General features: G+C 72.4%; 7 protein-coding genes. 3 read left to right on the top strand and 4 right to left on the bottom strand.

The features are described 5' to 3' along the window. Positions 1 to 122: 122 nt before the first annotated feature. Positions 123 to 1151: an aspartate-semialdehyde dehydrogenase gene (locus tag ACFWUZ_RS16440; RefSeq protein ID WP_384372609.1), complete on the bottom strand. Its 1029-nt coding sequence runs from the start codon at positions 1149 to 1151 to the stop codon at positions 123 to 125. Positions 1152 to 1410: 259 nt separating this feature from the next. On the opposite strand from ACFWUZ_RS16440, the gene ACFWUZ_RS16435 reads away from it, so the two are divergent. Then, a complete protein-coding gene (locus ACFWUZ_RS16435; RefSeq protein ID WP_384372607.1) occupies positions 1411 to 2901 on the top strand; it encodes a M28 family peptidase in 1491 nt (496 codons plus the stop codon). A gap of 106 nt (positions 2902 to 3007) precedes the next feature. Here ACFWUZ_RS16435 and ACFWUZ_RS16430 read toward each other — a convergent pair whose 3' ends face one another. After that, positions 3008 to 6331 carry a S8 family serine peptidase gene (locus ACFWUZ_RS16430; RefSeq protein WP_384372605.1) on the bottom strand — a complete coding sequence of 1108 codons (3324 nt, stop codon included), beginning with the start codon at positions 6329 to 6331 and terminating at the stop codon, positions 3008 to 3010. A gap of 273 nt (positions 6332 to 6604) precedes the next feature. After that, the gene (locus ACFWUZ_RS16425) at positions 6605 to 7165 is read right to left on the bottom strand and encodes a CGNR zinc finger domain-containing protein (RefSeq protein WP_384372603.1); all 561 of its coding nucleotides are present in this window, start codon (positions 7163 to 7165) and stop codon (positions 6605 to 6607) included. Positions 7166 to 7292: 127 nt separating this feature from the next. Here ACFWUZ_RS16425 and ACFWUZ_RS16420 point away from each other — a divergent pair, with 127 nt between their 5' ends. Then, positions 7293 to 7751, top strand: a complete 459-nt coding sequence (locus ACFWUZ_RS16420) for a VOC family protein (protein ID WP_384372601.1) — start codon at positions 7293 to 7295, stop codon at positions 7749 to 7751. Then, positions 7751 to 8653, top strand: a complete 903-nt coding sequence (locus tag ACFWUZ_RS16415) for a pyridoxamine 5'-phosphate oxidase family protein (protein ID WP_384372599.1) — start codon at positions 7751 to 7753, stop codon at positions 8651 to 8653. The genes ACFWUZ_RS16420 and ACFWUZ_RS16415 overlap by 1 nt, the downstream gene beginning before the upstream one ends. Here the strand turns inward: ACFWUZ_RS16415 and ACFWUZ_RS16410 are convergent. Next, a complete protein-coding gene (locus tag ACFWUZ_RS16410) occupies positions 8629 to 9591 on the bottom strand; it encodes a hypothetical protein (RefSeq protein ID WP_384372597.1) in 963 nt (320 codons plus the stop codon). The two genes, ACFWUZ_RS16415 and ACFWUZ_RS16410, sit on opposite strands and share 25 nt — an antisense overlap. Between the last annotated feature and the right edge of the window lie 150 nt (positions 9592 to 9741).

The raw sequence follows: 9741 nt of genomic DNA, 5'->3' as shown, positions 1-9741 counted from the left end.
TTAAACCTGGGGCCACGGGGGCGTCGGGTTTCCACGGGTTGCCCCCGGGGGGGGCGGCCCCCCCCCGGGGGGGGGGGGGGGCCCCCCCGCCCCCCCCCCTCCCCGTCCGGGCCGCCGCGCGATCAGCCGCGCAGCTCCTCGGCCACCAGCTCCGCGATCTGGACCGCGTTCAGGGCCGCGCCCTTGCGGAGGTTGTCGTTCGACAGGAACAGCGCGAGACCGTTGTCCACCGTCTCGTCGGCGCGGATGCGGCCCACGTACGAGGCGTCCTTGCCCGCCGCCTGGAGGGGGGTCGGGATCTCCGAGAGCTCGACGCCGGGGGCGTCCTTCAGCAGCTCGTAGGCGCGCTCCACGCTGATGGGGCGGTCGAAGCGGGCGTTGATCTGGAGGGAGTGGCCGGAGAAGACCGGCACGCGCACGCAGGTGCCCGACACCTTGAGCCCCGGGATCTCCAGGATCTTGCGGGACTCGTTGCGGAGCTTCTGCTCCTCGTCGGTCTCGAAGGAGCCGTCGTCGACGACGGAGCCCGCGAGCGGGACCACGTTGAAGGCGATGGGGCGCTTGTAGACGGCCGGCTCCGGGAAGTCCACCGCGCCGCCGTCGAAGGTCAGCTGGTCGGCGGCCTCGGAGACCGCGCAGGCCTGCGTGCGCAGCTCGGCGACGCCCGCCAGGCCCGAGCCGGACACGGCCTGGTAGGTGGTGGCGATCAGCGCGGAAAGGCCTGCCTCCTCGTGCAGCGGACGCAGCACCGGCATCGCGGCCATGGTGGTGCAGTTCGGGTTCGCGATGATGCCCTTGGGGCGGTTCCTGATCGCGTGCGGGTTGACCTCGGAGACGACGAGGGGGACCTCGGGGTCCTTGCGCCAGGCGGAGGAGTTGTCGATCACGACGGCGCCCTGCGAGGCGACCTTCTCGGCGAGGGCCCTGGAGGTGGCGCCGCCCGCGGAGAAGAGCACGATGTCCAGGCCGGAGTAGTCGGCCGCGGAGGCGTCCTCGATGGTGATCTCCTGGCCCTCCCACTCGAGGGTGGAGCCCGCGGAACGGGCCGAGGCGAACAGCCGCAGCTCGTCCACCGGGAACTTCCGCTCGGCGAGGATGCCGCGCATGACTCCGCCGACCTGTCCGGTGGCTCCGACGATTCCGACCCTCACGGTGACTCCTTTGGTACGTACGACGCGGGCGCGCGTGAAGCCATCATGCGTTCGACCCCACGAGCCTTGTCCAATCCATTGTCCGAGGGTCGGACGGTGTCCTGGAGATGAACCCCTGTGACGACTCCGTGGCGGGAGTGTTGCAGGGCCGTCCGAGGTCCGTTTTGCCTGCTCGGAGCCGGTTGGCGTCCCGTCTGGGCGTCCGGGTTCCGGACACCGCGTCCCGCAGACCGACACATCCGCATCGGGGAGATCCACCGTGCGCGCCATCCGCCACCGCCGGTCCATACCGGCGCTCGCCGCCCTCGCGGCCGCCGCCGTCGCCGCACCCGTCCTGCTCACCGCCACTGCGGCCACGGCGCACCCGCGCGAGGGCAGGCCGGCCAAGGAGCTGGTGGAGGAGGTGACCGCGCGCGGGGCCTACCGCCACCTGGCGGAGTTCCAGAAGATCGCCGATGCCAACGGCGGCAACCGCGCCGCGGGCACCCCCGGCCACGCCGCGTCCGCCGCATACGTGCACGACACGCTGAAGAAGGCCGGGTACGACGTCTCGTACCAGGACTTCGACATCCACGAGGCGCGCACGAGGACCGAGCGGACCACCGTCCTCGGTGGCGCCGGGGGTGCGGACCGGGAGCTGGCCACCGCCGCGTTCACCTTCACCAGGTCCACCCCCGCGGGCGGCCTGACCGCGCCGCTCGCCCTCGCCCGGGCCGACGGGACCCCCGGCTGCACGGCCGACGACTACCCGGCCGGCGCCTTCGCCGGGAAGATCGCCCTGGTCAAGCGCAGCTCCTGCACCTTCGTGGAGAAGCAGAACGCCGCCGCCGCGGCGGGCGCGATCGGCGTCATCGTCTACAACCACAGCGGCACCACCCCGGTCCGCGGCGGATACTCCGCCCCCTCCGACGGGCTCGTCCCGAGCGCGGGGATCACCCTGGCCGACGGCGAGGCCCTGACCGCCGCGGCCGCGCAGGGCGAGGTCCGGGTGCGCCTGGACCTGGACCAGGAGCACGTGAGGAAGACCACCCGCAACGTGATCGCCGAGACCCGCGGCGGCCGCTCCGACCGGGTGGTGACGGTCGGCGCCCACCTGGACTCGGTCCCCGAGGGCCCGGGCATCAACGACAACGGCTCCGGTTCGGCCGGCCTGCTGGAGGTGGCGCTGAAGCTCGCGGACGAGGGCGCGAACAAGAAGGGCAAGGGGCCCGCCAACAAGGTCCGCTTCGGCTGGTGGTCGGCCGAGGAGCTGGGCCTGCTGGGCTCCGAGCACTACGTGGCCCAGCTGTCGGAGAAGCAGCGCAAGGACATCGCGCTGTATCTGAACTTCGACATGATCGCCTCGCCGAACCCGGTGCAGTTCGTCTACGACGGCGACGACTCGGACCGGACCGGGGCGGGCGCGGGCCCGGCCGGCTCGGCGCAGATCGAGGCGCTGATCAACGGCTTCCTCGACCGGCAGCACAAGCCGCACGAGGGCAGTGACTTCGACGGGCGCTCCGACTACGGCCCGTTCATCGCGAACGGCATCCGGGCCGGCGGCACCTTCACCGGGGCCGAGGGCGTCCAGACCGCCGAGCAGGCCGCGCGGTACGGGGGCACCGCCGGAGCCCCGTACGACCCCCACTACCACGGTGCGGGCGACGACCTGAAGAACCTGGACCTGAAGGCCTTCGACACCAACCTGGACGTGATCGCCCACACGGTCGGCACCTACGCCGAGTCGCTGCGCTCGCCCGGCAAGCAGTAAGGACCCGGGAACGGTACGGGGGGCCCGAAGGGGAACGGGCCGGGGGAAAGCCCGAGGGGGCGGTGCTCGTCTGAGCGCCGCCCCCTCGGTCTGCTGTCGCTGGGTGCTACGGCAGGACCTTCTCGATCTGCACGCTGCCGGTGCCCGCGGCGGTGCCGCGGGCGGTGAGCAGCTGGACCTGGCCGAAGAACTGACGGCCCTCGGGGGCCGCGCTGGTGACCAGGACGTTCGCCGAGACCTGCGCGGTGGCGCCGGTGGCGAGGTTCACCGCGGCGGCCTCGTCGACCTGGACGGAGCCCAGGGCGGCCGAGAAGAACACGTCGCGGTAGTCGTACGTGGTGGAGCCGGACGGGACGGCGTAGCCGATCACCTTGACGGTGTAGGTGCCCGCGGCCGGGTTCACCAGGCTCACGGCCTCCTCGGAGTCGCCGTCGGCGGCGGAGCCGACCTTGACGCCGTCCTTGTAGACCTCGAGGTCGAGGTCGGCGGCGGTGTCGGAGACCTTGCCGATCGAGACGTCGAGGCGCGAGGTGCCCGCGGCGACGGCGACCTCGGTGGTGTGGGTCTCACCGTTCGCGATGGTCGGCTTGGCGACCTTCGCGGAGCCGAGGGGACCGCCCTGGAGCTTGCCGCCGGTGATGGCCGCGGCCTCGTTCTTGACGCTCCACTGGACCGGGGCCGGGGTGCCCTGCTTCACCTCGGGCAGGACCTTGACCGCGGGGTCGAAGGCGGCGCCGAGCAGCGAGACGTCCAGCTTGTACGGGTTGTCGAGCAGCGGCGACGTACGGCGCGACTCGACCTCGATCTCCCACACGCCCGGCGTCGGCTCGGGGTACGAGCGCACGTCGGGGCGGCAGGTGTTGGCCGGGTTGTTGTAGTTCGGGTAGCAGTTGACCGTGGACGTCGGGTCGACGGGCACACCGTACGGGTGGATCGCGATGAAGCGGGTCTGGCTGTCCGCCCCGAGACCGCCGAGGGCGACCTCCAGGCTCTTCGCACCCGGCGGGACGGTCACGAAGTAGGACTTGTGGCTGTTGCGCTGCACGGAGGAGGTCTCCGACAGGGCGAACGCCGGCTTCGCCAGCGGGGCCGCGGCGACCACGGTCGTCAGGATCTGCTTGTCGATGCCCTCGGTGGTCTCGTCGTCCAGCTGCAGGATGCCGCTGTGGATGCCGGCCGTCTTGGCGTGGGCCTCGACCTTGATGGTGACGGGCTTGTTCAGCGGCAGGGTGACGTAGTCGTAGCCGCCGATGACCTTGAAGGTGCCGTCGTCGTTGCGCCAGCTCAGGTCGTGCCGGGTGCCGTGCTTGACGCCCGTGGTGCGGGTGACGACGACGTTGTAGACCTTCTTCTGGCCGACCTTGAGGCCGCCCTCGCGGTCGTACAGGCCGGTGCCGGAGCCGGGGGTCTTCAGGAACTGGTCGATCGCGGTGTCGACCGGCGCCTTGACGGTGAACTCGTTGGCCTTGGCGTCGCGCTGGATGGACTCCCACGCGCCGACGACGTCGATCAGACCCGCGCCCTGGGCGTGCGCCGGAACGTTGTCGATCTTCTTCGCGGTGCTGGTGAGCGCGATCCGCAGGGCGGCCGGGGTCAGCTTGATGCCCTGCTGCTTCGCGGCCGAGATCAGCAGCGCGCCGGCGCCCGCCGCCTGCGGCGAGGACATCGAGGTGCCCTGCAGCATGCCGTAACCGGCCGGCAGGCTGTAACCGGCCTCCTTCACGGGCGCGCCGGGCATCCAGGTCTGGATGGTGTTGATCGAGGCGCCGGGGGCGGTGATGGTCGGCGCGAAGCCGCCGTCCTCACGCGGACCGCGCGAGGAGAACGGGAACATGTTGTACTGCGTGGCCACGCCGGAGCCGTAGTTGGCGGCCCAGGTCTCCTTGGAGACCGCGGCGCCCACGGAGATGACCTTGTCCGCGAGGGCGGGGTCGCCGATGGTGTTGACGCCCGGGCCCGAGTTGCCGGCCGAGATGACCAGCTGGACGCCGTAGGTGTCGACGAGGTTCTTGTAGAGCTCGGCGCGGGCGTTGTTGCCGTCGTTCAGCGCCGGGAGGCCGCCGATGGACATGTTGACGATGTCCACGCCGCGGTTGACGACGAGGTCGATCATGCCCTCGGTCAGCGCGATGTTGGTGCAGCCGCCGCCCCAGGAGCAGGCGCGCGAGGAGACCAGCTTGGCGCCGGGCGCCTCGCCGTTCATCTTGCCGCCGAAGAGGCTGTTGGCGGCGGTGATGCCGGCGACGTGGGTGCCGTGCTCGGACTCGATGATGCCGACGTTGACGAAGTCGGCCTTCTTGCCCACCCAGTCACCGCCCAGCGGGTCCATCGGGACGTCCTTGCGGATCTCGATCACGAACGGGATGCGCTCGGCGACCTCGGTCGCCGGGTTGTCCGTGCCGAAGTAGCCGATCTGGTAACCGTCCTTGTACGGCTTCATCGGCTCGTTGTTCGTGAAGTCGCCGTCCTGGTCGGTGTCGACGCGGACGGTGCCGGCGGCGGCGTCGTAGAGCAGGCCGAACCGGTCGGTGGTGTCACCGTCGCGGTTGACGTCGCCCTGCATGTCGCCGGTGGCGGTGATCGACTCGCTGAAGCGGCTCCACTGGAAGCTGCCCTCGGGAGCCTTCCAGTTCTGCCCGCCCGCCGTGAAGGTGCCGCCCGAGGGGGTGACCGGGGTGATCTGGGCGCGCCAGGTCCCGTCGTTGTCCGTGATCGGGTCGGTCGCCGTGACCCAGTCGACGATCTTGCGCTCGCCGGTGGTGGTCGTCTGCAGGGCCGGGTGGCCGAGGTCGACGCCCGAGTCCATGATGCCGATGGTCACGCCGCGGCCGTCGGCCTGCGGGTTGTCCTGGACGAAGTCCACCGCGCCGGTCTCGAAGGACGGGTTGTACGGGTTCTTCGCCGGGGTGTTCTTGTCCGGCGCCGCGTACGCCTCGGCCGCGGTCTTCTTGACCGTGCCGGTCTCGCGGTCCGCGTCGGGGCGCGGGTCCGGCAGCTGGATCTCGTGCCGCAGGTCGATGCCGTGCACGGAGGACAGCTTGGCGGCCGCCTTGAGCGCGGCCTCGGCCTGGGCGGTCGGCAGGGTGGCGCGGACGTAACCGAGCTTGTCGTACGTCTGGCCCACCGAGGCGCCCTGGACGGCGTCGAGCTGGTCGGCCACCTGCTTGGTCTGCCCGGGCGCGGTCGCGACCATGACGGTCACGTGCGCGTCGCCCTTGGCCTTCGCCTCCTGGAGCAGCTCGGCGTCGGCCGAACCGAGCTTCTGCTCCGCGGACTTGACGGCCGGGTTGGTGCCCGGCTTGTCGGCTGCCGTCGCGGCGAAGGCGGGCACGGCGCCGGTGGCCGCGAGGGCGGCGACCAGACCTGCCGCTGCCGCGACGCGGGCGACGCGCCTGGCCCCGGGTATGGGGCTGGGGGATTCGAGGGTCATCAGCATCCCTGGTAAGTGAAAGAAACGGTCCGGATTTCGGTGCCGGATGACCGGTCAGCTTTGCGTAAGCGCCCGCTCTTTGGGGAGTGTTGTCATTGACCGAGACCTGTCATGGCGGACTCCCGCCAGCGCGGCACATCCGCCAGCACGGCCTTACCGGGGCAGACCGGTGTGAACCTCAGGGGCTGCGGAGTGGCTTTGTCGACTTAGCGGCTGCAAGAGAGCCCCGGGGCGCGATGGCGCCCCGGGGCAGGTGTGACGGATTTCGTGCGTTCAGCGCTCGCGCGTGCGCGCGTAGTGGCGTGCGGCTTTCGCCCGGTTTCCGCAGGCGGCCATCGAGCACCAGCGGCGGGTGCCGTTGCGCGAGACGTCGTGGAAGTACAGGGTGCAGTCCTCGGAGGCGCAGGCGCGGATGCGGCCGGGCGCGGAGTCCAGCAGGCCGAGGTAGTCCCGCGCCGCCGTCCAGGCGGGCCCCCATGCCGGATCGGCGAACTCGGTGCGTTCGCCGGGGCCTTCCGTGGTCAGGGTGGCGCGGATGCGCCCGTGCTCCAGGACGGCGTCGACCAGCGCGCGGGCCTTCTCGTCCGCCGGGTCCGCGACGGCCCGGGCGAGCGCCTCGCGGGCGGTCAGCAGGTGGACGAGGGTCGGGGCGTCGGCGCGGAAACGGCCGGCCAGGCCGGTGGTCTCCAGCCAGACCGCGAGCCCCTCGACCCGGGTCAGCCCGGCGGCGCCCGCGAAGAGGTCCTGCGGCTCGCCGTCCGCGTTCCAGCGGGTGTTGAGCAGGTCGAGGGCCACCGGTTCCCCGGTCAGGGGCCGTGGGTCCGCCGCCGTCATGTCCGCCTCCTCGCGCCGCCGACCCCTCAACAGTACGTGAGTGGTTGACGCGCCGATGTCTAACCTCTAATCTCGATTTAGAAGGTTAGATATCTCGGTACGGACGCTCAGGGGGAAGGAACCCGTCATGACGACTGCCATCAGCACGCTGCGCACCGGGCACGTGGGGCTCAACGTCACCGATCTCGACCGCTCGCTCGCCTTCTACCGGGACGCCCTCGGCTTCCAGGTCCTGGGCGAGGGCAAGGAGGAGGAACGCCGCTCCGCCTTCCTCGGCCAGGACGGCGAACTCGTCCTCACGCTCTGGCAGCAGGCGGCCGGCCGGTACGCGCCCGCCGCGGCCGGGCTGCACCACCTGGCGTTCTCCGCCGGTGCGATCGAGGAGGTGCGCGCGTACGAGGCACGGCTGCGCGGCCTGGGTGTCGCGTTCGCCTACGAGGGCGTCGTCGCCCACGGCGAGGGGACGGCGTCCGGCGGCATCTTCTTCCACGACCCCGACGGGACCCGCCTGGAGATCTCCGTACCCACCGGCGCCGAGGGCGCGCCTGCCCCGATCGCCTCCGCGCCGACCTGCGGCTTCTTCTGATGACGGGGCACGGGGTGCCCGAGGCGTACCACTGGGGTGCGCTGGCCGTGCAGGAGCGGGTCGGCGTACGCGAGCTCGCCGAGCACGTCGGCCGCTCGATCGGCACCGGCATCCGGGACGTCGCCGCGGCCTTCCTGGGGCTCCAGCCGCACCTGGTCGTGGGGGCGGCCGACGGCGCGGGGCGGATGTGGGCCTCGCTGCTCACCGGGCCGCCCGGTTTCGTACGGGCCACCGGCCCCGACCGGATCGCGGTCGCCGGCGCACTGCCCGCGGGCGACCCGCTGGCCGGGGCGCTGGCCGCGGCGGGGACCCGGGTCGGGACGATCGCGCTCGACCCGCGCACCCGGCGCCGGATGCGGCTGAACGGAACCCTCGCTCCGACGCCCCGGGGTTTCGCGGTCGAGGCCGAGCAGGTCTTCGCCAACTGCCCCAAGTACCTGCATCGGCGGCAGCCGCTGGAGGTGGTCGCGCAGGGGCCGGGCGTCGTCCGGCGCGGGGACGCGCTCACCCACGGCCAGCAGCGGGCCGTCCGCCGCGCCGACACCTTCTTCGTCGCCACCACGGCGGAGGCGGACGGGGCCGACGCCAGTCACCGGGGCGGGCTGCCGGGCTTCGTGGAGGTGCTCTCGCCGACCGAGCTGGCCTGGCCCGACTTCGCGGGCAACGGGATGTTCCTGACCCTGGGGAACCTGACGGCCGATCCGCGGGCCGGGCTGCTCTTCCCGGACTGGGAGAGCGGTGCGGTCCTCCAGCTCAGCGGCCGGGCCCGGACCGGGTTCGCGGCCGACGGGAGCCGCCGCACCCGCTTCCGGGTGGAGGCGGTGACGGAGAGCCTGCATCCGGGGCGGCTGATCTGGAGCACCCCGGAACTCTCGCCTCACCTGGGCAGCACCACCAGGTAGGCGGCGGGCTCCCGGCCGCCGGACGCGGTCAGTGCGGTCCGGACGACCGCGGCCTGCTGCTCGGGCCAGTCGCGGAGCTTGCGCGGGGTGATGTGGACGACGGTCACCCCGAGCCGCTCCAGGGTCTCCCGCTTCCGGACGCACTCCGACCACTCCTCGTCCTCCCCCTGGCGCGGGGCACGGGTGTCGATCTCCACGGCGACGGCGTGCTCGGGCCAGTACGCGTCCACCCCGCCGAGGTGCGGGCCGCCCGGCAGCCGCAGGTCCACGTTCCAGACGGGCTCGGGCAGCTCGTAGCCCCGCACGAGGTGGTACAGCCGGTCCTCGGCCATCGCCCGGCCCTCCGCGAGGAGGGACTCCACGGCATCGACCACGTGCGGCCGGTTCAGCAGCCGCGCCACCGTCAGCTCCCGTACGACGGCACCCGGTTCGCAGTGCCCGCCGCGCACGGACTCGCTGAGCAGGCGGCGCACCGTACCCGCGTCGGACAGCTGGGCGACGGCGTCGGCGACGGCCCGCGCGACCGGCGCCACCGGCACCCCGGTCACCTCCTGGGACCGGGGCGGGGTGTGGGCGCGCACGATCCGCACGTCCCCGGTGGACCGCAGGCGCCGGGTGCCGGGCACCAGCACGTCGATGTGCGGGAGGGCGAGCAGCGCGGGCGCGGAGGAGAAGCGGTACAGCGCCAGCGCAGCCAAACCGGTGATCATGGCCTCGCCCGCGCCGCGCCGCCCCGCGTACAGCAGCGCGGCGTGCAGCCGCTCCTCGCTGGTCGCGGGCCCGGAGTGGAGCAGGAACACCCCCGGCAGGATCTGCTGCCAGGGGCGTCCGGCGGCGTCCGAGGCGGTCACGCCGTGCTCGCGCAGCTGGGCCAGGGTCAGCACGCGGGGGCGGCTGCCGGTGAGGTGGGCGAGGGGGAGGGGTGCGTTGTGGTTCATGACGCGGTGATTCCCTCAGGCCATAGCCCTGCTAACCCCTGTTACACGCTCGTCGACAAATCCGGACAAGCCGGGGCTAAAGTACGGGCGTTCGAGTGCCGATAGGCTGCGCCGCGGGGTCCGGGGACGGACCCCGGGACCCCGCGGCGG

Source organism: Streptomyces sp. NPDC058646 (genome assembly GCF_042716875.1).
GTDB lineage: Bacteria > Actinomycetota > Actinomycetes > Streptomycetales > Streptomycetaceae > Streptomyces.
The sequence above is the reverse complement of the archived record's forward strand: the minus strand, read 5'-3'. Positions and strand labels throughout refer to the sequence as shown.